General features: G+C 45.9%; 18 protein-coding genes. 3 read left to right on the forward strand and 15 right to left on the reverse strand.

The genetic code is table 11. The annotated features are described in order from the left end of the window. Positions 1-70: 70 nt before the first annotated feature. Positions 71-700: a hypothetical protein gene (locus tag ACXADE_RS16350; RefSeq protein WP_474981492.1), complete on the reverse strand. Its 630-nt coding sequence runs from the start codon at positions 698-700 to the stop codon at positions 71-73. Positions 701-765: 65 nt separating this feature from the next. Further along, entirely contained in the window at positions 766-909 is a 144-nt protein-coding gene (locus ACXADE_RS16355) for a paeninodin family lasso peptide (protein WP_474981493.1), read from the reverse strand. Between the two features lie 304 nt (positions 910-1,213). Here ACXADE_RS16355 and ACXADE_RS16360 point away from each other — a divergent pair, with 304 nt between their 5' ends. Then, the gene (locus ACXADE_RS16360) at positions 1,214-2,941 is read left to right on the forward strand and encodes an ABC transporter ATP-binding protein (protein ID WP_474981494.1); all 1,728 of its coding nucleotides are present in this window, start codon (positions 1,214-1,216) and stop codon (positions 2,939-2,941) included. Between the two features lie 236 nt (positions 2,942-3,177). Further along, entirely contained in the window at positions 3,178-5,505 is a 2,328-nt protein-coding gene (locus ACXADE_RS16365) for an immune inhibitor A domain-containing protein (protein ID WP_474982253.1), read from the forward strand. Between the two features lie 49 nt (positions 5,506-5,554). Here the strand turns inward: ACXADE_RS16365 and ACXADE_RS16370 are convergent, their stop codons facing one another. From ACXADE_RS16370 to ACXADE_RS16415, 10 genes are read right to left on the reverse strand one after another with little or no spacing between them, the layout of a single operon-like run. Continuing rightward, entirely contained in the window at positions 5,555-6,556 is a 1,002-nt protein-coding gene (locus ACXADE_RS16370; RefSeq protein WP_474981495.1) for a sugar kinase, read from the reverse strand. Next, positions 6,553-7,185 carry a bifunctional 2-keto-4-hydroxyglutarate aldolase/2-keto-3-deoxy-6-phosphogluconate aldolase gene (locus tag ACXADE_RS16375; protein ID WP_474981496.1) on the reverse strand — a complete coding sequence of 211 codons (633 nt, stop codon included), beginning with the start codon at positions 7,183-7,185 and terminating at the stop codon, positions 6,553-6,555. The genes ACXADE_RS16370 and ACXADE_RS16375 overlap by 4 nt, the downstream gene beginning before the upstream one ends. 12 nt (positions 7,186-7,197) lie before the next feature. Continuing rightward, positions 7,198-8,040 (reverse strand): SDR family oxidoreductase, encoded by an 843-nt coding sequence (locus tag ACXADE_RS16380; protein WP_474981497.1) that lies wholly within the window; start codon positions 8,038-8,040, stop codon positions 7,198-7,200. Further along, entirely contained in the window at positions 8,006-9,091 is a 1,086-nt protein-coding gene (locus ACXADE_RS16385; RefSeq protein WP_474981498.1) for a mannonate dehydratase, read from the reverse strand. Before ACXADE_RS16385 ends, ACXADE_RS16380 begins: the two co-directional genes overlap by 35 nt. Continuing rightward, complete coding sequence (gene uxaC / locus ACXADE_RS16390) at positions 9,088-10,497, reverse strand: glucuronate isomerase (protein ID WP_474981499.1); 1,410 nt, start codon at positions 10,495-10,497, stop codon at positions 9,088-9,090. Before uxaC ends, ACXADE_RS16385 begins: the two co-directional genes overlap by 4 nt. Further along, positions 10,490-12,904, reverse strand: a complete 2,415-nt coding sequence (locus ACXADE_RS16395; RefSeq protein ID WP_474981500.1) for a glycoside hydrolase family 31 protein — start codon at positions 12,902-12,904, stop codon at positions 10,490-10,492. Before ACXADE_RS16395 ends, uxaC begins: the two co-directional genes overlap by 8 nt. Before the next feature lie 19 nt (positions 12,905-12,923). Then, positions 12,924-14,222 carry a TRAP transporter large permease gene (locus tag ACXADE_RS16400; RefSeq protein ID WP_474982254.1) on the reverse strand — a complete coding sequence of 433 codons (1,299 nt, stop codon included), beginning with the start codon at positions 14,220-14,222 and terminating at the stop codon, positions 12,924-12,926. 9 nt (positions 14,223-14,231) lie between these two features. Further along, on the reverse strand, positions 14,232-14,720 hold the full coding sequence (locus tag ACXADE_RS16405) for a TRAP transporter small permease (RefSeq protein WP_474981501.1): 489 nt from the start codon (positions 14,718-14,720) through the stop codon (positions 14,232-14,234). Further along, entirely contained in the window at positions 14,721-16,508 is a 1,788-nt protein-coding gene (uidA, locus tag ACXADE_RS16410) for a beta-glucuronidase (RefSeq protein ID WP_474981502.1), read from the reverse strand. It lies immediately after the preceding gene. A gap of 54 nt (positions 16,509-16,562) precedes the next feature. Further along, positions 16,563-17,582: a TRAP transporter substrate-binding protein gene (locus ACXADE_RS16415; protein WP_474981503.1), complete on the reverse strand. Its 1,020-nt coding sequence runs from the start codon at positions 17,580-17,582 to the stop codon at positions 16,563-16,565. 123 nt (positions 17,583-17,705) lie between these two features. Here ACXADE_RS16415 and ACXADE_RS16420 point away from each other — a divergent pair, with 123 nt between their 5' ends. After that, positions 17,706-18,881 carry an ROK family transcriptional regulator gene (locus ACXADE_RS16420; RefSeq protein ID WP_474981504.1) on the forward strand — a complete coding sequence of 392 codons (1,176 nt, stop codon included), beginning with the start codon at positions 17,706-17,708 and terminating at the stop codon, positions 18,879-18,881. A gap of 45 nt (positions 18,882-18,926) precedes the next feature. Here ACXADE_RS16420 and ACXADE_RS16425 read toward each other — a convergent pair whose 3' ends face one another. The 3 genes from ACXADE_RS16425 to zwf all read right to left on the reverse strand — a co-directional run bounded on the left by ACXADE_RS16425 (position 18,927) and on the right by zwf (position 22,793). Continuing rightward, a complete protein-coding gene (locus tag ACXADE_RS16425; protein ID WP_474981505.1) occupies positions 18,927-19,376 on the reverse strand; it encodes an RDD family protein in 450 nt (149 codons plus the stop codon). Positions 19,377-19,894: 518 nt separating this feature from the next. After that, complete coding sequence (gene gndA / locus ACXADE_RS16430; protein WP_474981506.1) at positions 19,895-21,307, reverse strand: NADP-dependent phosphogluconate dehydrogenase; 1,413 nt, start codon at positions 21,305-21,307, stop codon at positions 19,895-19,897. 40 nt (positions 21,308-21,347) lie between these two features. Beyond that, a complete protein-coding gene (gene zwf, locus ACXADE_RS16435; protein ID WP_474982255.1) occupies positions 21,348-22,793 on the reverse strand; it encodes a glucose-6-phosphate dehydrogenase in 1,446 nt (481 codons plus the stop codon). Positions 22,794-22,852: the final 59 nt, after the last annotated feature.

The following is a 22,852-nucleotide window of genomic DNA, read 5'->3' on the forward strand; positions in this document are numbered from 1 at the left end:
CAAGTCAATACTATAATACAAAAATTGCTAAATTCACTTTATAAAGATTATATAAAAACTAAAGTACAGCCTACTTTCTACAAATTTTTTGTGTGAAAGAAAATAGAGGTCGTATTTTATTTAATATAGATGTATATAGACTCTTTAGAATTTGAAAAAAGTTATTATATTTAACAATTCTCATATCCTCTAACACATTATTAAGATCGTATGCTGTTATCGATACAGGTAGCAATTTAGTATTGTGTTCAATTAATGGTTTTCCTAATACTTCAATCTGAATTCCATATTCTATTTTTAACATACGGTAAAATTTACTTTCTATATAGGCCAGATAATAGAGAGGTTGATGCTTAGTGACATGGTGAGAGAGTACTTTAATAAACAGTTCAAAATAACCCTTTCTTTGGTATTCTTCCTTAAGGCAAAGTTTATCTACTTCCCATACTTTACCATTTATTTCTGCGAATTTATGAAACATTGAAAAGTCACAGGATTTACCTTCCACAGTACTTGAGTTACTATGAGGGAAATAAGGAATAAATTCCACCGTTCCTATTATTTTCTTCTTATCCATTAAATTATAACGTATACCATCAATTGCGTACGGGTCATTATACCAGCGGTATTTGCAGCAAAAATACTCCCACGTTTGTTCAAAGTCTTTTTGCTGTTTTTTTGTTTTGACAACTTTATACAAGGACCTTCACCACCTTCAAAAAAAATCCTTATATATAAAATATAAGGAAGTGTCATTTATATACCTTAGCTATCCATTCCATCAACTGGCCAACAATCGTCTAAGATGTCATCAATTTTATCTTTTATATGTTCATAATCCCCTCCCCCCTTCATCGTTTCATTAATATAAAGAGTTTGTACCGAGGGTTGTTTCCATTCTTTTTTCATTGTTCCCCTCCTAAATTCATCAAAGTTCATTCTTTATTAAGAACATTTTCATAATATCAATATCTTTGTCAAGTGTCAATCTAAAAGGTGACTTTAATACCATTCTTTCAAACTCACATTTACACTTTAAAGTTCCAAGTCACATTTGTTAACATAAGCACCTTAAAAGTTCTTTAAGAAAGATGTAAGAAAATTAAATGCACATCTTAATCATAAAGACATTTATAAAACAATAGTCCCCCATTCAAGAACGCTATCCGCTATACTGAAGATGAATCTAAAATAGTTAAGGAGTTCCTTACATATGCAGCCAAAATGGAAACAGCTTTTTCAACTCATCAAAGCTACACGGCCGCCTAAACTCATTTTCACTACAGCCTTGTTTCTAAGTTTGTTGACGACCATGGCAGGCCTTGCGATTCCGCTGCTCGCCAGCCGGTTGATTGACAATTTTGATTTAGAAAATTTGAATCACACTGTCATCATCGGAATGGCGACTGCTTTTTTCATTCAAGCAATTGCGGGAGGTGTATCGGTATACTTCCTTGCTAAAGTCGGTCAGCACATCATTGCATCCCTGCGTGAACAGCTATGGAGTAAACTTCTTCACCTGCCTGTTCCTTATTATGATGAACATGAGACGGGGGATGCTGTCAGCCGGATGACCAATGACACCGGCATCATTAAAAACCTGATCACGGAGCATTTCACTGGTTTCGTCACAGGAATCATATCCGTTGCAGGGGCGATCATCATCCTCTTCTATCTGGACTGGCCGCTAACCCTCGTCATGTTCTCGATCATCCCAATCGCTCTTCTTTTTCTTATTCCCATTGGACGTAGAATGGCCTCCATATCTCGTAATCTACAGGCCGAAACCGCTGGATTCTCTGCAAATTTAACAAGAGTCATTTCGGAGATCCGGCTGGTGAAAGCTTCAAATGCTGAGCATAAAGAATGGAACAAAGGGAAAAGCGGGATACAAAAGCTATACCGGCTTGGTTTACGGGAAGGGATCATCCAGGCATTGTTGTCACCCCTCGTCTCTTCCATGATTATTATTGTCCTTGTCCTCATCATCGGATTCGGTGGTATTCGAGTAAGCTCCGGAGCCATGACGGCTGGTGAATTGGCCGCTTTCTTCATCTATTTGTTCCAAATCATCATGCCAATTACTCAAATCGTGACGTTTGCCACTCAGTACCAAAAAACTGTCGGTGCTACGGAGAAGGTATTATCCATCTTGGATCTTGAAAGTGAAGATTTGGAGAATGGCGACCCTATTCCTGCCAACGACAAAGATCTAATCGTGGAGAACGTATCGTTTGCTTATACGGATGAGGAAACCATACTGAAGGATGTTTCCTTCACAGCTGAAAAAGGGGACGTGACAGCAATTGTTGGTCCAAGCGGGAGTGGCAAGACTACGATGTTTTCTTTATTTGAACAATTTTACTATCCTCAAGAAGGACGGATTCTTTACGGCTCTGCCCCTATTCATCATTACCCGCTGGAGTCCTGGCGGAGAATGCTTGGCTACGTTTCTCAGGAAAGTCCGATTTATTCTGGGACGATCAAAGATAATCTCACCTACGGGTTGGAGGAAGAACCGTCGATGGACGACATCCGATCCGCTGCAAAAATGGCCTATGCCGATGCTTTCATCGAGGAATTGACCCATGGGTATGACACCGAAGTCGGGGAACGGGGAATTAAATTATCTGGCGGACAACGACAAAGGGTCGCCATCGCTCGCGCCCTGCTCCGTAACCCGAATGTACTCATGCTGGATGAGGCGACCTCAAGTCTCGACAGTCAATCAGAAACTGTCGTTCAGCAGGCTTTGAAAAACTTGATGAATGGGCGCACGACGCTGGTGATTGCCCACCGCTTGTCCACGATCGTAGATGCGGACAAGATCATTTTCCTGGAAAAAGGAAAAGTAACAGGAACCGGGACACATGAAGAACTCTATCAAACGCACACCCTTTATAAAGACTTCGCCAGACAGCAATTGAAAATAAGGGAATAAGCAAGTTCGCTTTCCGGCATAGAAAAATAGTTAGCATAGACTATGGCTCCGAAAGAGCTGTAGTCTTTTTTTCTTATTTTTCTGAAAATTCAGTACATAATATTGATTATTCCCCTTCTTTTGATAAATTAGAAAATGTAGGATAAAAAAGGTTTCGAAAGAAAGGGGTCATTTTATTGAAGAAAACGTCAAAGATTGTAACATCTGCCTTAGCTTTAGCCCTAACGGTGGGGCCTATGAGCGCAAGTGCCATCGACATGCCGTCCTCAGGTCATGAGAACGTACATAAAACTCATAACCATTCTTCTACAGGGATGCCTTTTGATGGGGCAATCGCCAATGATGAACGGTTGATCGAGATGTTGAAGAAGAGCGGAAAGATTGCCAATGATGCTTCACCTGACGAGGCTGAAAAAGGATTGAAAAAGTTCCTGGAATCAAAACAGGCTTCAGCTGAAAAAGCAAAAGGCCAGTTCTCTGATGAAGAAGCAGATACAAAGAAAAAACTAAAAAAAGCGATGGAAAATAACAGCCTGACCAAGGGCAAAGGTAACAAACTTGGACAGGCAGACACGCCTGATGGTGTTAAGGAAGAAGCTTACGATGGAGAAATGCGTACAGACAAAGTCCTCGTCCTTCTCGTCGACTACCCTGATAAACCACATAATTCTATGACTGCCGATGAAACAGACATGTATTACGAAGGCGAAGATGCTTACTCCCGTGACCATTATCAGGATATGCTATTCGGTACAGGTGGCTGGACAGGACCGGACGGAAAAAACTATGTATCGATGAAACAGTATTATGAACAGCAGTCTGGGGGAAGTTATTCTGTGGAAGGCGAAGTCGCCGGCTGGTACACGGCCAGCCAGCCTGCAGCAGCCTATGGAGGAAACTATCCAACAGAAGATGGCAGTGATGTCAATGCCCGCGGTCTGGTCAAGGAAGCTCTTGAAGCAGCATCTCAAGACCCGGATGTTAATATTTCCGACTATGACCAATGGGATCGCTACGACCTGGATGGCGACGGTAACTACCTCGAAGCCGATGGACTCGTCGATCACCTGATGGTTATCCACTCCGGCGTTGGAGAAGAAGCTGGGGGAGGTTCCCTAGGTTCTGATGCCATCTGGTCCCACCGTTGGAATCTTGGAGGAGTGACTCCAATTTCAGACACAACAGCCACTGTCGATTACTGGGACGGTGCCATGGCTGCCTATGATTACACAATTGAGCCCGAAGACGGTGCTGTAGGTGTCATGGCGCACGAATTCGGACATGACCTTGGTCTTCCGGATGAGTATGATACCCAGTATACCGGTCAGGGAGAGCCAGTCAGCTACTGGTCGATCATGTCGAGCGGAAGCTGGGCGGGGGATATTCCGGGTACTATGCCGACAGGATTCAGTCCTTATATGAAAGAAATGCTGCAAGCGTCTGCTGTCGTAGATAACGAAGGGACCAAAGGAAATTGGTTAACCGGAACTGAAGTAAATGTAGAAGATGTGAATGAAAAAGGTATGGAATTCCTTTTGGATGAAGCTAATACCAAAGGTAAGAACAATGATGTTGTAAAGGTCCATTTACCTCAAAAAGCAACGGTCATTAATGAACCCGCTAGTGGTGAGTATGAGTACTTCTCCGGTAGTGCCGATGATTTGCACAACTATCTATCTACCACAATAGATTTAACAGACGCCGACAGTGCTGAATTCAACTTCAAGACTTGGTACGATATTGAAACAGACTGGGATTATGCATACGTGACTGTTGATGGTGAGTCGATAGCAAGTGATATCACAACAAACACAAACCCTTATGGTTCTAACCTTGGAAACGGCATCACTGGAAGCTCTGACGGATGGATTGACGCTTCTTTTGACCTTTCAGCCTACGCAGGTCAGGAAGTTGAAGTAGCCATCGAATACGTAACAGATGCTGCTGTATCGAACCCAGGGCTTTATGCGGATGATCTATCTATCGTAGTTGATGGAGAAGAAGTATGGCTTGATGACGTTGAAGGCGAAGCTAAATTCAGCCTTGACGGGTTCACAAAAGATGATGGAGTGAAACGTTCCGATCACTATTACCTTCTTGAATGGCGCAGTCACAACGGTGTCGATGAAGGTCTAGCGAACATTCGCCGCGGAGACAGCCTGATGACCTTCGATGATGGACTTGTTGTTTGGTACGTGGATAAGAAATACTCGGAAAACTGGACCGGGATTCATCCTGGGGATGGATTTGTCGGAGTCGTGGATGCCGATCAGCGTGTGAACAAATGGAGTGATGGAAGTGTTGGTCTGACCCGCTACCAGGTTCACGATGCTGCCTTCAGCCTTGATAAATCCGAAAAAATGTACCTCGATTACCGTGATCTGCTTGGCGTAACGATGAAAGATAACTACACGAAACGCACACCGCTTTTTGATGATGATGAGGATTATTCCAATAAAGGTCTCGTAGATGCGGGACGTAATGTTCCGGAATATGGACTGAAGTTCAGAGTCACCGGTCAAAGCGAAGATGGCACAGTTGGCCAAGTGTTGATTTACAAGTAAAAGAATACAAAAAAGTCATGGAAGAAAAACTCTTCCATGACTTTTTTATTTAACGGTTAACATCCTGCAGATGGGCATGCATGAACTGAAACACTTCATCTTCAGTAAAGGTGGAATGGTCCCCTTTGACGGTATGTTTCAGAACACTCGAAGCCATGCCGAAATCAAGGATCGATACAGGATCCAATTCTTCAAGCAGGCCATGCAGAATTCCGGCCGCAAAACTGTCACCGCCGCCGATTCGGTCAAGAACCTGGATGGAATGTTTGCGGCTTTCTAAGAGCCTTCCGTTTTGATATAAAAAGCCCTGCAGGTGGTGGTGCTGGGCATCGGCCACTTCTCGATTGGTACAGGCGAACATGGAGATATCATACTCGCTGGCTGCCTGTTTGAAGTACTTTTCCAACAAATGAGGATGGAAGTCTTCCTTCGGTCCTTTACCGAGCAGGTGAGTGAAGTCCTTCTGCCCCGCGAAACAGATGTCCACGTAAGGAAGGATCTGCTCAAACGCGTGCTTGGCTTCATCTTCACCCCAAAGCTTGCTTCGGTAATTACAATCGAAACTAACACGAACGTTTCTGTGCTTCGCTTCCCTTACCGCCTGGATTGTAAAGTCCCTCATTTTTGAGGAGAGCGCAGGTGTAATTCCTGATACATGGAACACATCACAGGTTTGGAAGAGTTCATCCCACTCCCATTCTTGTTCAGCTGTCTTCAAAAACGAAGAATAGGCACGATCATAGGTCACCTTTGCGGAACGCGGGCCGTATCCTTCCTCGACAAAATAAATGCCAAGACGCCCTTCTTCCCTTTTCACGAAGCGATCGCTGACGTTTTGCTTGCGTAAGAACGTCCGCACGTTTTCCCCGATGTCATTAGCAGGAAGGGCCCCCATAAGCGAGACCTCATGATGGAAGTTTGCCAGACTTACACCCGTATTGAGTTCTGCGCCTCCGATTGTAGCCTGGAATTCTTTCGACTCTTTCACTCTTTGAAAAGATGGAGGCGTCATTCTCATCATCGGTTCTCCAAGTACTACGATTCTACTCATACGAACACCTCTTCAACTGCCTCGACAAACAACTTCGCATTTGCCGTAATAGCTTCATAATTCCCTTGCGCGGCAGGTTTGGTAATGTCTCCTCCTACACCCACATGGACCGCTCCATTTCTGAACCATTCCTGGATGTTATCCAAATTCACCCCGCCCGTCGGCATGATTTCCACTTGGGGCACGGGCCCTTTGACCGCTTTGATATGCGATGGGCTGAACGCCTGCCCGGGAAACAGCTTCACTATGGATGAGCCATGTTCAAGGGCTTCAATCGTTTCATTCACGGTCATGCAGCCGGGAATATAAGGAATTTGATACCGATTACATAGCCGTGCCGTTTCTTTACTGAAATTCGGTCCGACAATAAATGCCGCTCCTGAATGAACCGCGAGTTTAGCCGTTTCAGAATCTAGAACAGACCCTGCTCCTATTATCAGTCCTTCACGATTGGAAAAATGCCGGATGACTGTTTCAGCCTGTGGGATGGTGAAGGTGAACTCCAGACTTTTAATGCCGCCTTTTATGCACGCTTCAGCGGTTTCAATCGCCTCCTCTGGAGAATTTCCCCGGACGACCACAGTCAGTTTGCTGTTTAATAATTGCTGATAAACCTCAAGTTTTTTCATCTCGTTTCCTCCTTATACTCCGGAATATGCGGAAAAACCACCGTCGACTGGGACGACGATTCCATTCACGAAGCTTGACGATTGGTGATCGACCAGCCAGAGGAGCGTCCCGGCAAGCTCTTCCGCCTCGCCGAATCGGTCCATCGGTGTCTGGGTCAAGATTTTCTCGGCGCGTTCCGAATACTCGCCCTCTTCATTGAGAAGCAGGTTCCGGTTCTGGTCGGTAAGAAAGAACCCTGGGGCTAAAGCATTGACACGGATGCCCACCTTGGAAAAATGGACAGCGAGCCACTGGGTGAAATTACTGACCGCCGCTTTCGCTCCACTGTAGGCAGGAATTTTGGTCAACGGTGTGAATGCGTTCATCGATGATACGTTAATGATCGTGCTGCCGACATGTCCCGGCATATCCTTGGCAAACACCTGCGTCGGAACAAGCGTCCCTGAAAAGTTGAGACGGAACAGATCATCAACGGCGTTTGGCGATAAGTCAAAAAAGGATTGTGATTCTTCAGCATCCCCGGTAAAATACTCGCCGCTTGTTGTTGCTTTCGGATGGTTCCCCCCTGCACCATTGATGAGGATATCCACGTCTCCCCACGTTTCGTTAATGCTCTTCTTCACCTCATGAAGACAGGCAGAATCCAGAACATCGACACTGAAGCCTTCGGCCGTTCCTCCATCTTCCGTTATGGATGTAACAACCTGATCAATTTTTTCCTGATTTCGGGCAAGGACAGCCACCTTTGCTCCACATTGAGCAAGTGTCCGGCTGAGAACGGAACCTAAGACTCCGCTCCCCCCTGTTACCACTGCTACTTTATCGCTGAGATCTACTTGAAATGGCAGCTTCATCTTTTCCCTCCGTTCTTAAATTCAACTTCCACGTATCGATGATGCCGTTCAAATATGTCGCACCGAGAGCCCGGTCATACAAACCATACCCGGGACGGCCCTCTTCTCCCCAAATCATCCGTCCGTGATCAGGGCGGATGGGACCCTCATACCCGTTGTCGATCAGTTTTCCAATGATATCGACCATCGGCAGTGATCCTTCATGAATCGAGTGGGAGGATTCCTGGAAAGAGCGTTCACCTGTCCACTTGACGTTTCGCGCATGGACGAAGTGAATACGACCTTTTGCAGCCTCGATGATTTGCAGCAGATCATTCGCATCACTCGCCCCGAAGGATCCGGAGCAGAACGTCAAGCCATGACGCGGACTGTCTACACGTGCAAGAATCCGTTCGATATTCTTTTGATTGGTCACGACCCTCGGTAGACCGAAGATGTTCCAAGGGGGATCATCTGGATGGATCGCCATGTTCACGTCTGCCTGCTCAGCGACTGGAATGACCTTTTCTAAGAAATAAAAAAGATGTTCCAGCAGTTGCTCTTCATCTATCTTTCGGTATTCCTCCATAATCGTCTGCAATTCAGTAGATTGATAGGATAAATCCCAGCCCGGGAGCGTCAAGGAACCGTCCAAAGGATTCAAACGCTGGGCAGTGTCTTCCTTATAAGCGAGCGAATGAGAACCGTCGGATAGGGGCTCTGTCAAGCTCGTCCTTGTCCAATCAAAGACGGGCATAAAATTATAGCAGACGGTAGAAACCCCGGATTTCCCAAGGTTCTGCAGCGTCTGTTGATAATTGGAAATGTAATGATCACGCGTCGGTCGTCCCAGCTTGATATCTTCATGGACAGGAACACTTTCGATGACGGTAAGCTCGAGTCCTGCCGCTTCAACGACTTCTTTTAATTCTTCAATTCTTTCAAGCGGCCACACTTCACCAGCCGGGATATCATAAATCGCAGAAACAATCCCTTTCATCTGAGGAATTTGCTTGACCTGCTCCAATGTGACTGGATCGTCTTGTCCATACCAGCGGAAACTCATTTTCATAACGTCACCCCGTTCTTTAATCCGAAGTATTCTTTCGCATTATAATAAGAGATATCTTTCACATAGGTCCCGAGCCATTCGCGGTCTGGCGGCACTTTTCCTTCTGCCGCCCACGTGCCGAACATGTTGCAGAGGATTCTCCTGAAATATTCATGCCGTGAAAAGGACAGGAAGGACCGGGAATCGGTCAGCATTCCGACGAAATGTTTAATAAGTCCAACGTTCCCCAGGATTTTCATTTGATTTTCCATCCCATCGATATGATCATTGAACCACCAGGCGGTCCCGAATTGAATCTTACCGGCACGACTGCCATCCTGATGATTCCCTGCAATCGTCGCAAGAGCATAATAGTCCCCGGGGTTGAGACAATAGAGGATCGTTTTCGGCAATCCGCTCTCATACTCAATCGAATCGAGCATCGCGGATAGAGGCTTCGCCAGCGGCTGGTCGCCGGGTGAATCATAGCCCGCATCCCTGCCCACTTTTTCAAACATCTTCGTATTATTGTTACGCATCGCCCCGATATGGAGCTGCATGACCCAGCCTTTTTTCTGATAGTGGGAAGCAAGGAAACGCAGCGTGTACGTTTTATATTTTTCAACTTCCAAAGCTGTGACATGCTCCCCGCGCCTCTTTTTGGCAAAAATACCGGCGACCTCTTTTTCATCTGTCCTGGCATAAAACATCTCATCAATGCCGTGGTCGGCGGCTTTGCATCCATGCTGGTCGAAATACTCGATCCGTGCAGCCAAAGCTGTAAGAAAGTCTTCATACGTTTCAATCTCAGCCCCTGTGACATGGCCAAGCTTCTCCAGCCATTGTGAAAATTCATCTTTTTCAATTTTCATACCTGGATCCGGTCTGAATGAGGGGGCGACTTGAAAAGAATGCCCCTCATCCATCAACTGTTTATGAAAAGCGAGATTGTCCGTCGGGTCATCCGTCGTCCCTACGAACTCCACCTTATCTCTTCTCAAAAGATGCTGAGTGGACATATGCTGAAGTTGTTCATTGGCCGACTCCCATATGCGGTCCGCGGATTCAGAATTGAGATAGTCATCGATCCCGAAGTATCTTTTCAATTCCATATGCGTCCAATGGAAGAGCGGGTTACCGAGTGTATTCGGAACGGTTTCCGCCCATGCTTTGAACTTCTCTTTAGCCGTCGCGTCCCCTGTAACATAGTGTTCATCGATTCCGTTCGCTCTCATCAAGCGCCATTTGTAATGGTCTCCCCCAAGCCAAATATCTGTCAGCGTGTTGAACGTGACATTTCCGGCGATTTCATCGGGCGGAAGATGGTTATGAAAATCGATGATAGGAAGGTCTTTCGCATAATCATGATACAAAGTTTTCGCAAAATCGTTGGTTAACAAAAAATCTTCCGTCATAAATTCACTCATCGCCATCACCTTCCTTAATATCTTGGACAAGCACATCTGTATAGCTCTCCCTCAAATGAGTGCCGTTTACGATGATCGTCCTTGTTTCATTTTCCGGGAAATAGATGCGCACCTTTTCATACTCAGGCTGGTAAGTCCCGTTCATGCTGAGATGAACGTTTATTTCTTCTGCATCTGTTTCTATCAAAACCGTCAGCCAGCTTGCTACATTGTTTTCGTAGGCCATCGTTTCTCCATCATCGTCATAAAATGACTTCAAAGATGAGTGCTCTCCTCTTGCTGGATAAAGGAGCAGTCCCCGTTCAACGTCTCCTTTATGTTTATAGGAAATTTCTCCATCCCTGATCGGAAAAACGGCTCCCCCTTGGGCGAACAATGGAACTTGATGAAGGTCCGCCTCCATCGTCACCGTCTGCCCGCCGTCATACCAGGTATTTGTATTCATGTCGTACCAGCCCCGGTCATTCTCAGGAAGATAGACTTCTCTTGTCGTCTGTCCTTTTTCCATGACGTTTGCGACCAGCAATTCTTCCCCGACCATAAAATCATCATTTTCCTGGTAAGTTTTTTCATCCGCCTCAAAATGGTAGAACGTCGGTGTTAGGACAGGCTTCTGCTGCTCATGCGCTTTATATAACAAATGATAGAAATAAGGCATCCATTTGACACGTTCTTTCATCCAGTAGCGAATGGTCTCCATATATTCCGGATACATCCACGGCACGTTCACCGTCTGGTCTTCATTCCAGGAATGGATCGTAAACCGCGGATGAAAAATGCCGTTCTGAATCCATCTGATCAACAGCTCCGGTTCTGGGGCTTTTCCTGAAAAACCACCGACGTCATGACCGAAATTGTAAACCCCGGACAAGCTCAGGCTGAGACCCATCTTCAAGTTGTACCGGATGGTTTTCCATTCCGTGTAATTATCACCCGACCATGTTTGCACATAACGCTGCATACCCGGACCACCGGAGCGTGAAATGAGATAAGGACGGCGGTTCCTATCGTATTCCTGCTGGGCTTCAAGTGAAGCTTTCATCATGAGCAAGGTCTGAATGGGCTTGATCTTCGATACGGACAGCGGCTCACCGAACCCAAAGGCCAGCGCTCGTTCGTCCCACACTTCATATTCATTGTTATCGTTCCAAGTGGAATCAATCCCAAATCGCAGGAGGGCATCCTTGACCTGGTCTTTCCACCACTGGACAGCCGTCGGATTGGTATAATCCAAATAAGAACCAACCGCATCCCAGAACTGGGAGATCTCAGGGGATTCGCCCGACTCGTCTGTAATGAACATCTTCTCTTGAGCCGCTTTTTCATACTCTGGGTGGTCGGTCAACAGCACCGGCTTTATATTGGCACATACTTGAATCCCGTTATGATGGAAATAGTCATTCATCCCTTCAGGATCAGGCACTTTGGAGCGGTTCCAATGAAAGACGTAGCGCTTATCGCCGATAGACGTATAGCCGGAAGACAGCTGAAAAGAATCACAGGGGATATCGTATTCTCTGCACGCATCCACGAACTTTTTAAGCTGTTCCTGGGCATCAGGAGCGTCTGTATAAGTCATCGTCGAACCCGAATATCCGAGGCTCCATTTTGGCGGAAGGATCATTTTCCCTGTCATCCACGTATAGGTCTGAACGACGTTTTTCACCGAAGGACCGAGGATGAAATAGTAATCGAGCGTCCCTGATTTCGACTGATAGTAGCGGTAGAGCCCATGATAGTTATCCAGCTCCGCCCCCATGTCGAATATACTGTCGGAATAATTGTCATAATACATCCCGTAAGCGGTATTCGTTTTTGGTGACTGAACGATAAAGAAAGGGATGTGTTTGTAAAGAGGGTCCGTCCGTTCAGCATCGTAGCCCATCGCATCAATGGTCCGCATTTGATACCGTTTATGGTGCCGGTCCATCTCCCCGCTTTTTTCGCCCAGTCCATAATAACGATCAGCAGGATCCCTCTCCATATAATGGAAGACTCCTTCTCCGAGCTGTTGGCCAAAATTGTAGCTCTGCGTTTTCCGATCCCCTGCAACTTTCCGCCATTCTTCTTCCTTTTTTTCAAACCAATCGATATGGAAACCTTGAAGGTTGACCACAGCCATCAATTTAGAGGTATAGATATGAAGCTGACTCTCTTTCTCAATGGTTTCATAGGAAGGAAGAGAAAAAGCTGTTACGTCCTCCCTGTCTCTTCCTTCAAACGGGACATCTTCCATTCCCGGGGCAATCGCCCACGTTTTTCTTTCATCCAGATCTTCACCTGTGTGATGATGGACCCGGAAAACATCTTCCTCTAAAACGTGTAGAGAAATTTTTTCATTAGTAGATTCAAAGGTTACACGGTTGTTGCGGCCATCTGTCCATGTGAACGCTAACTGGGTAATCATGAGAACACTCCTTTTTCATTTACAATAGTCCGAACAATTCCGGCAGAGCGAGACTGATCCATGGGATATAGGTAACGAGAAGCAGAGCGATAATCAAAGCAACGAACATACGCGTCAATGGTTTGAGCACCGATTCTATCGACACATCCGCCACACTGCAGCCGACAAACAATGCACTGCCAACCGGAGGCGTCATGATCCCTATACACAAATTGAAGACGAGAACAATTCCGAAATGAACCGGATCCATTCCCAGCTGTAAAGCAATCGGCAGGAAAATCGGGGTGAAGATCAGCACCGCCGGTGTCAAATCCATGAATGTTCCGATGATGAGCAAGATGATGTTCATAATAAGCAGAATGACAATCGGGTTCTCAGATGCTTGCAGCAGCATGTCACTGATTGCAGTCGGAATCCCTGTAAAAGCCATGACCCAAGACATAATGGAAGATGCACCCACAAGGAACAGGACAATTCCTGTCATGACGACCGTCTCTCTTAGAATATCCGGAATGTCTTTCCATTTAATTTCACGATATATGGCAGCCAGAATGATCGAATACAGTACAGCGACTGCTGCACCTTCTGTTGCGGTGAAAATTCCAGCGACAATCCCGCCAATGACGATAACAATCAGCAATAGACTCGGAATCGCATCCAAAACGACTTTGAGACCTTGCTGGAACGTCGGACGTTCCGCCACCGGGTACGACTGTTTTTTCGCAATGAAATAAGCAACGATCATAATGGCTAGTCCCATCAATATACCCGGGAGGTAACCAGCCATGAACAGCGCTGATATGGATGTTCCTCCACTGACAAGAGAATAGAGGATCAAGACACCACTAGGAGGGATTAACAGTCCGGCTGGTGCAGAAGCGATATTCACAGCTGCAGAATAGGAACGATCATACCCTTCTTTCGCCTGCAGCGGCCCCATCACTCGACCGATGGCAGCAGCTGACGCAACCGCAGAACCTGAAATTGAACCGAATAACATATTCCCCACCACATTCGTATGCGCAAGAGAACCAGGAAGACGACCACCGATCAACTTCGCTAAATTGATCAGCCGGATAGCGATTCCGCCATTATTCATGATGCTTCCGGAAAGAATGAAGAAGATAACGGCGAGCAGAGCAAAACTGTTGATGCCCTGGACCATCTTTTGTGCAGCTGTAAATACAGCAACATCAAAAGGCACGACACTTAGAGCCGTAATAAAAGAAGCGACCCCGATCCCGACGGAAATCGGCACCCCGAGCGCGAGTAATAAAAAGAAGACACCGAACAAAATAAGTGAAGCCTGTAATGCCATGTCCATCCGTTACCCCTCCTTTCCAATCCTGAGTTCTTCTTGATATTCTTTGATCAGCAGCAGTTTATAAAGGACGACAAGCACCCCGCAGATCGGCAGAATCGAATAGACGACCCCCATCGGAATGTTCAGAATCGGGGTTGTCTGTGTCATCGTAATGTTGACCACTTCCATCCCGCCTTTGATCATGATCAGAATCGCAAAAGCGAAGATGAATAGATCATTGACAATCCTTACTCCAAGACGACTTTTTCCTTTGAACTTGTTCTTCAAAAAAGTGATAGCCAGGTGCTGATTGGAACCGAACGCATAGGTCGCTCCCAAAATCGCTGTCCAAACTAACAAAAATCTGAGCAGTTCACCGGTCACGGTACTAGGAGCATTGAAGAAATACCGGCTGACGACCTGCCAGATCGCTCCGACGACCAACACAGCTGTAAACACGGTCGTGACGGCCATAATTGTGCGATCCAGCACTTTTTTTATTGTTGCTACCATTTACATTTCCTCCCTCAGCGGGCTTTTCCATCTCTTTTGCAAAGTCGATTGAGCCATTTTTGGCTGGCGATCTCGGGTGAAAATTCCTTTTTTGTTACCGTCCACCCGTACGGTATCCTGCTTTGTCAAGAAGTCTGCAAAGTTCCATACCTGTTCCCCGATCACTTTTGGAAATTGATCAAATGACGCATGGTACGTCTCCAAAAACTGGACTTGAAATTCTTCAGTGAACATGACTGCTGGCACTTTATGCAGCCCTGGGATCGTATCAACCCCATATTCTGTGATGACCAATGGCTGTTCGTGGGTTTGTGTCCATCTTTCCAAGTAATCTTGCAAGTCCTCGGCCCCTGTTTTCAAATCCCCGGGGGTCGAATACCAGCCAAAATATACATTCAAGCCGATCACATCTACAAGCTTCGATACAAAGCATTTTTCCGGTTCGATCAGCATCAAGTTCACATTCATGATCGGCCGGTCATCAAGCGCCCGCACCGTTTCCACCAATGTCCGATAGTAATCTTCTGCTTCCGGCTCCATCGTGGAGGCTTCATTGGAAAGCGACCACATAATGACCGATGGATGATTGCGGTCCCGTTCAATCAAGCGCCGAAGTGTATCCAAATGGTACTCTTTCAACCGTTCCGAAATCTTCCCATTGCTGAAGACAGGTTCTAAGGCCCCTGTAGCAGGGACTCCCTGGCTCAACAATCCAACAGCAGACGTTTCATCGATCACGAGAAAGCCCAGTTCATCCGCCGTTTGTAACACCTCTTCTGCGTAAGGATAATGAGCGGTGCGGAATGAATTCGCCCCGGTTTCCTTCATTAGATACATATCACGCAAATCTGTCACCGGGTCATATCCTTTGCCCCTCAGGATTGAATCTTCATGCTTGCCGAAACCCTTCAAGTAAATCTGTGAGCCATTCAACCACAACCGGCCGTCTTCCACTTCAATCGTCCGGATTCCCACACTCGTATAATAATGATCCACCACTGCTTTGTTCTCATCTTTGAGATAAACATCCAGCCTGTATAAATACGGATGCTCAGGACTCCAAAGTTCGGCATGAGGAACGTGGAGTTCAACACGTGCTCCTTCTGCTTCAGCTACGACACTCCCATGCTTATCTTTCAGCGAATAAAAGGCAGATGGGATCCCTGTTTCCACTGAAACCTTCCCGGCATCGCCATTGAAATCGGTACCAATGTGAAGCGAATGAATATACGTATTTGGAGTTGTATAAAGAGCGACAGATCGATGGATCCCCGCATAATTGAAGAAATCATGCTGCTGATGGAGCGTTCTGCTTTTCTCCCCATTTTTCTTGGTTTCCTCCATCACTTCTCCTGGTGGGAGCATCTCCCATGACAGTTCATTGTTCACTTTCACAACAATCCGGTTCATCTTTTCCTCGTACACAAAGGGACGGACATCCACCTCAAACGGAAGAAATCCATTATGGTTCTCCACGACAAAATGACCGTTCACCCATACTTCTGCATGATGGGCGACCGCACCGAACCGAAGCATAACCCTTTCTTTCATCCATTCAGATGGTACATACGTAGACGTTTCATACCAGACATCTCCTATGTGGTCGCGTATCACCTCTGAAGTGGTAATATCGTTATAGCTTGAAGGAACAGGCATATGTATCGGGGCCGGAAGACCTTGCGTCGGCCAGCCTTCCCCGGCACCTTCTCCGTTTGGATCCAACTGGAATTTCCAAACACCATCCAATGGCTTTTTTTGTCTTTTTTCAGTCATTTTTGGATACAACAAGATCTCCGCCCCCTTAAAGATGAAGGTGCCCATAATTATGAGCACCTTTTGGTTTTATTCGTTCAAACTCTTAATCTGTTCCATAATTTCAGCGATACGGTCATCCTCCATGAATTCTTCGTGCATCGGCTGTACCGCTTCAATAAATGGCTCTTTGTCCACATCGTTGAATTCAACGCCCATTTCTTCAGCTTCAGATACAGCTTCTTCGATCGCTTTGTTCCAGATTTCAGTATGATATTCTGTTGCTTCCTGAGCAGCTTCCTCAAAGGCTTTCTTCTGGTCATCAGAAAGTCCATCCCACGTCTGCTTGCTTACTATAGCAATATCCGGGATCATCGTATGTTCGTTACGTGAGAACGCTTTCGCAACTTCCCCATGTTTACCTGTCGTTAAGGCTGTCGGGTTACTTTCCGCCCCATCCACGACTCCCTGCTGAAGAGCTGTGTAAATTTCACCATAAGGCATTGGTGTAGGCGTACCGCCAAGAAGTTCAACCATCTTGATTGCAGTCGGACTGTCCATCACGCGAATCTTCAAACCTTTCAAATCTTCAGGCGTCTGGATCGGTGTATCTTTTGTATAAAAACTGCGCGCTCCAGAATCGAAATATGTCAGACCGACAAATCCCTTATCTTCTGTCGATTGATAAATGTCCTGCACGACGTCAGACTCCATCACTGTCCGATAATGATCTTTGCTTTCAAAAATGTAAGGGAGAGAGAAAACGGAATATTCATTGGAGAAACTTTCAAGGGCACCTGCGCTCACTTTTGTCATGTCAATCGCACCACTTTGAAGTTGTTCCAGCACTTCCTTCTCGCTTCCAAGAACTCCATTTGCAAAAATCTTGACCGTAACATTACCGTCCGTCTTTTCATCAACACCAGAAGCAAATTTTTCAAGAGCCTTATGAACCGGGTGATCTTCACTCAAGTTGTGAGCCAGACGAAGTTCCTGACTTTCTCCTCCAGAATCTCCATCCCCTGAAGCTTCCGAGTCGGAACTTCCACAACCAGCAAGCAAAAGCAATGAACCAATCAACAACAAGGACCATAAACCTAACTTTCTCACTTGAACCTCTCCCCTCATTTTTTTAAGCGTTTTCAAAACTTTGTTTGTTTACACAACAAACTGTTAATCATATAATAAAGGGAACCAAACTAAATTTCAAGAGTTTTTTGAAAGGGGTTACATATGAGTACTGGAGATGCCACTTATATTAAAGCGTTAAACAAACGCATCTTAATAGAAAACATCATTGAACATCAATCGATTTCCAGAATCGAGCTCTCCCGGTTGACGGGATTGAACCGCTCAACCGTTTCCTCCCAAATCAATCATATGATGGAGGAACAGCTGATCATCGAACGGCCATCTGAAGTTTCCTATGGGGGGAGAAAACCGATTCTCCTCCAAATGAATGAAGAAGCAGGCTACACGATCGGAATTGACTTTGACATGCCTCAAACGCAAATCCATATCGCCAACCTGCTGGGTAAACCACTCGCCCATTACCAAGTGCAGACCGATGAAGAAGAAGTTTGTAAAAACATCCTGAAAGTCGTCGGAAAAGTTCACGAAGTGCTTAAGGAACATCAAGTATCCGACTCACCAAAAGGTCTGACAGGTATCGGGATCGGGATCCACGGCATCGTCAACAGTGACCACACCATTGTTTTCACCCCGAAAGTACAATGGAATAACATCAACATGAAAGAAGAGTTTGAGCAGCACTTTGATGTACCGATCCATATTGATAACAACGCCAATTTGACCGTATATGCAGAACAAGTGTACAACTTTCCGATGGAAGATTTATTCAGCATTACGATGTACTCCGGCATCGGACTCGGGATTCTCGAAGGCAATGAAATTTACAAAGGAAGTCAAGGATTCGCCGGGGAAATTGGACATATGATCGTTGAGCGGAACGGGCGCCAGTGCAGCTGTGGCAACAAAGGATGCTGGGAATTATATGCCTCCGAACATGCTCTCCGGAAAACGCTTCTGGAGAAAGGGTACATGAACAGCTTCACGGATGACTTTGATTTTGAAGCCATTCAGGACGCTTCCATCATTGAGGAATTCCTGGATTACATGGCGGTCGGACTGAACAACATCATAAATATTTTCAACCCTGAAATCCTGATCATTAACAGCGAGTTCATGCATCAGAACAATCACCTGCTCACCTCGCTGAAAAAGCGATTGAATTCCAGGATGAACAATTACAAGGAGATCGTAACCTCCTCCTTCGGGAAAAATGCCTGTGCTCTTGGCGGGATCGCCATATCCCTGAAGGAATACTATGGCATCCATTCCTTAAACCTCAGTCAGTATCCTTACTTCGGAAGGCAGGATGAAACCTGAGAAAAAACGCTCCATAAAAAAAGCGTCCCTTTTGGGACGCATTTTTTATGCATGTTTTCCTTCCACTGTCTGTTGCGAAGAAGCATCAGGCGTCAGCTTGGTTACATAAGTACCGGCAATCATGTCATGAATCGCACGCTTATCCTCACGCATACCTACCATAAAAGCACTGACGATCAGAGCGATTCCAAGCGTGAACGCATAGATGAGTGAACCGACCACTTCCCTCGCCAGCAGGCGTCCTACTCCCGCTTCCTGTCCGTTCTTTTGTACAATACGGACACCCGCTGCCTTCTTACCAATCGTATAGCCGTGCCATACAATGGGAAGCACCACGAAATAAACCATATTCATTACATTTAAGTACGGATAGTCTCTGGAGACCTCTCCAAAGATCACTAATGAAAGCAGGCTGATAGTTATTCCGAGAATGGCACTATCCAGCAACCTCGCCCCAAACCTCGGCCAAAACCCGGCAGGTTGTTTAAAGTCCATGTCTCCAACTCCTTTCAATGTTATGGGTTATATACCACAATTTGTAAAATTAAATCTCGAATATAATACAGACTCTTTTCCTGTATATAATTTGAATTAGCGCAAGGGATTGTTTATTTCCTATAGGGTACCTTCCGAGAAGGAAACCCTTCTTTTCCACCGTTCCCATTTTTAATGAAGGCTCTGTTAAAGTTTAGTGTTGATATTACTGCAAATGAGGAACTTCTAATTTTATGGAAGTTCCTCATTTTTATAGTTGGCTCATTCAACTACTTTCCATGGGGCGGGCGGTGAGACCCCGCAGGACGTAGTCCGAGGAGGCTCACCGCGCTCCCGCGGAAAGCGAATCATTCCCAGCAGCCCTATCCACAACACAAAAGTCTCGAAATCAAGTCTTCAACAATCCTGCCATTTAGTCATCTTTCAAATTATAGGTTTTAAAGCTTTTCTTTCATAATAGGTTTCCGTTGTACACCAATAAAAAACGCAGGCCATTGAAGGCCTGCGCTTTAAAATAATTATCCGTTGATCCAGTCTGTATGGAACGTCCCTTCTTTGTCGACACGCTGATACGTGTGCGCCCCAAAGTAGTCACGCTGAGCCTGCAGCAGGTTCGCTGGAAGCTTGGCTGTACGGTAGCTGTCATAATACGCAAGAGCGCTTGAGAATGAAGGTACCGGTACTCCATGTTGGATCGCAAGAGCAAGTGTTTCACGAAGCTCTTTTTGATAAGAAGTGGCAATATCCTGAAAGTATGGATCAAGCAGCAGATTGGTCAAATTCTCTTCTTTATCATAAGCTTCCTTGATTTTCTGCAGGAACTGAGCACGGATGATGCAGCCCCCGCGGAAGTTCATCGCGATGTCACCGTACTGAAGGTCCCAGCCTTTTTCTTCAGACTGTGCACGCATTTGCGCGAAACCTTGGGCGTAGGAGCAGATTTTACTCATGTACAACGCTTTACGAAGGGACTCGATGACTTCTTCTTTGTTGCCGTCAAAAGTAATTTCAGGACCTGTCAAATATTGGCTCGCTTTCTGACGCTCTTCTTTCATAGCTGAAATGAAGCGTGCGAACACGGATTCAGTGATGATCGGAAGTGGAACACCAAGATCTAGAGCACTCTTACTCGTCCATTTTCCTGTTCCTTTTTGACCGGCGGTATCAAGGATCACTTCGACAAGCGGTCGGCCTGTTTCTTCGTCTACCTTAGTGAAAATGTCAGCAGTAATTTCAATCAGATAGCTGTCAAGTTCGCCTTCATTCCACTCTTTGAAGACTTCATGCAGTTCCTCAGCAGAAAGTCCAAGTACGTTTTTCATAATGAAATATGCTTCACAAATCAACTGCATGTCGCCATATTCGATGCCGTTATGAACCATTTTCACGTAATGACCGGCTCCGCCACGGCCCATGTAGGCGGCACACGGCGTACCTCCGACATTCGCTGCAATGGCATCAAAAATCGGCTTCACTTCTGCATAAGCTTCGCTTGGTCCACCCGGCATGATGGATGGGCCTTTACGCGCCCCTTCTTCTCCACCGGAAAAGCCTGCACCGATAAAGTGGATCCCTTTTTCCTCAAGGTACGAAGCCCGGCGTTCGGTGTCTTCATAGTATGTGTTTCCACCGTCGATCAGCATGTCCCCTTCTTCAAGATGAGGCACAAGGCTTTCGATGACTTTATCCGTCGTGTCCCCTGCTTTAACCATCATCAAAATTTTGCGAGGTTTTTCAAGAGAGGCCACAAATTCTTCGGCACTGTAAGCACCGGAAACATTTCCAGTATTTTGATCGTTTCCGACCAGCTCATCTACACGGTCTGTCCAATAATCGTAGACAGAAACTGTATAACCGTTATCCTGAATGTTCAGGGCAAGGTTCGCCCCCATGACTCCTAAACCGATGACTCCGATATTCTGCTTATCCATGTTCCGATCAAATCCTTTCCATTCTATCTGTCAAACGTTCTTACCACCATGTATAACCGTCTTCGTTCAAGAGCTTCTCCGCCGCTTCCGGTCCTTCAGATCCTGACTGATACCCGTGAAGGGGAAGAGCGTCATTTTCGAAGGCTTCCAAGATTGGCTGGACCCACTTCCACGAAAGTTCCACTTCACTCCAATGGGCGAAATAAGTGGAATGTCCCTGCATCGCATCATTCAACAGGTTTTCATAAGCTTCCGGCTGTGCATCCAAGTTTTTAGAAAAGTTGATGTACGCGGGTTCGAACTTCTCATTAGAATCATCCTTCAAGTTGATCCGTAGACCGACACTTTCATTCGGATTAATCTCGATCATCAGCAGGTTAGAAACTGCACCTGCAGCATCTTCCTCAGCGTCGACTTCATTTTTAAATTCGATGACGATGCGCGTGGATTTCTTCTCCATACGTTTCCCTGTACGGATGTAGAAAGGAATGCCTTTCCAGTAATCGTTATCGATGTAGAGTCGAGCGGCGAAATAAGTATCGTTGTTCGAGTTTTCCGCAACCCCGTCTTCTTCCAAATAACCAGGAATCGGTTCTGCGTTCATTTCCCCCGCTTCGTACTGTCCACGCACCACATCTTTGGACATTTCTTCCTCATTTACCGGGCGGAGCGATTCCATGATCGCTTTTTTCTTTTCTTCAATTTGTTTCGACGTCAGTTTTTCAGGGTGGTGAAGAGCCGTCATCATCACTAACTGAAGCAGGTGGTTCTGAACCATATCTCGGACCGCTCCAGCTTTATCATAATAACCGGCCCTCGTTCCCACTCCGACAGTCTCACTAGCTGTAATTTGGACATTCGCAATCTGTTCATGATTCCACAGAGCTTTCAAAATCGGGTTCGGGCGAATCAACGATTCAAGGTTCTGGACCATCGGTTTACCAAGGTAGTGGTCAATCCGGAAGATCTCCTCTTCCTGGAAAACTTTCGTCAATTCTGCGTTCAAATGGCGGGCAGAATGCAGGTCGCTCCCGAATGGTTTTTCGACAATCAGACGTTTCCAGCCACTTGTGTCCGTAATTCCGTGCTCATGAAGCGAAGCTGCGATCGGTTCAATGAGCTTCGGTGCAACGGAAAGATAGAACAAACGGTTTTCCGGAACAGATAGCTCCGTTTCCCTTTCTTCAATAAATGACTTCAGCCCTTGATAGGACTCATCCTTCATTGCATCAAAAATGAAGTAGCGGAAAGAAGATAGGAACTCCTCAAGGTTGGATGCATCCACGTCTCTTCTTGAGAATGCTTCGAGTGATTCTTTAATAATGCTGTGGAAGTCCTCCTGCGAATAAGGTCTGCGTCCAAGGCCTACGACAGAAAGGGAAGTCGGCATTTTCCCTTCGATATATAGATTATAGAGAGCGGGATAGATTTTCCGTTTTGCCAAATCACCGCTTGCTCCGAATAAAACAAAGGTCATGTCATCCATCATTTCTAAGGTATCGATTCCATGACTTTTCATGTTGAGTTGGTCCATGATTCCTGTTA

The organism is Halobacillus sp. ABR2_026 (genome assembly GCF_056158545.1).

What these genes read in the sequence shown, in the direction of transcription:
- ACXADE_RS16365 (WP_474982253.1), top strand. Translation starts at nt 3,178, where the DNA reads ATGAGCGCAAGTGCCATCGACATGCCGTCCTCAGGTCATGAGAACGTA.
- ACXADE_RS16380 (WP_474981497.1), bottom strand. Translation starts at nt 8,040, where the DNA reads ATGAAGCTGCCATTTCAAGTAGATCTCAGCGATAAAGTAGCAGTGGTA.
- zwf (WP_474982255.1), bottom strand. Translation starts at nt 22,793, where the DNA reads ATGGATGACATGACCTTTGTTTTATTCGGAGCAAGCGGTGATTTGGCA.
- uxaC (WP_474981499.1), bottom strand. Translation starts at nt 10,497, where the DNA reads ATGAGTGAATTTATGACGGAAGATTTTTTGTTAACCAACGATTTTGCG.
- ACXADE_RS16370 (WP_474981495.1), bottom strand. Translation starts at nt 6,556, where the DNA reads ATGAGTAGAATCGTAGTACTTGGAGAACCGATGATGAGAATGACGCCT.
- ACXADE_RS16355 (WP_474981493.1), bottom strand. Translation starts at nt 909, where the DNA reads ATGAAAAAAGAATGGAAACAACCCTCGGTACAAACTCTTTATATTAAT.
- ACXADE_RS16420 (WP_474981504.1), top strand. Translation starts at nt 17,706, where the DNA reads ATGAGTACTGGAGATGCCACTTATATTAAAGCGTTAAACAAACGCATC.
- ACXADE_RS16405 (WP_474981501.1), bottom strand. Translation starts at nt 14,720, where the DNA reads ATGGTAGCAACAATAAAAAAAGTGCTGGATCGCACAATTATGGCCGTC.
- ACXADE_RS16400 (WP_474982254.1), bottom strand. Translation starts at nt 14,222, where the DNA reads ATGGCATTACAGGCTTCACTTATTTTGTTCGGTGTCTTCTTTTTATTA.
- ACXADE_RS16375 (WP_474981496.1), bottom strand. Translation starts at nt 7,185, where the DNA reads ATGAAAAAACTTGAGGTTTATCAGCAATTATTAAACAGCAAACTGACT.
- ACXADE_RS16385 (WP_474981498.1), bottom strand. Translation starts at nt 9,091, where the DNA reads ATGAAAATGAGTTTCCGCTGGTATGGACAAGACGATCCAGTCACATTG.
- ACXADE_RS16360 (WP_474981494.1), top strand. Translation starts at nt 1,214, where the DNA reads ATGCAGCCAAAATGGAAACAGCTTTTTCAACTCATCAAAGCTACACGG.
- ACXADE_RS16425 (WP_474981505.1), bottom strand. Translation starts at nt 19,376, where the DNA reads ATGGACTTTAAACAACCTGCCGGGTTTTGGCCGAGGTTTGGGGCGAGG.
- gndA (WP_474981506.1), bottom strand. Translation starts at nt 21,307, where the DNA reads ATGGATAAGCAGAATATCGGAGTCATCGGTTTAGGAGTCATGGGGGCG.
- ACXADE_RS16395 (WP_474981500.1), bottom strand. Translation starts at nt 12,904, where the DNA reads ATGATTACCCAGTTAGCGTTCACATGGACAGATGGCCGCAACAACCGT.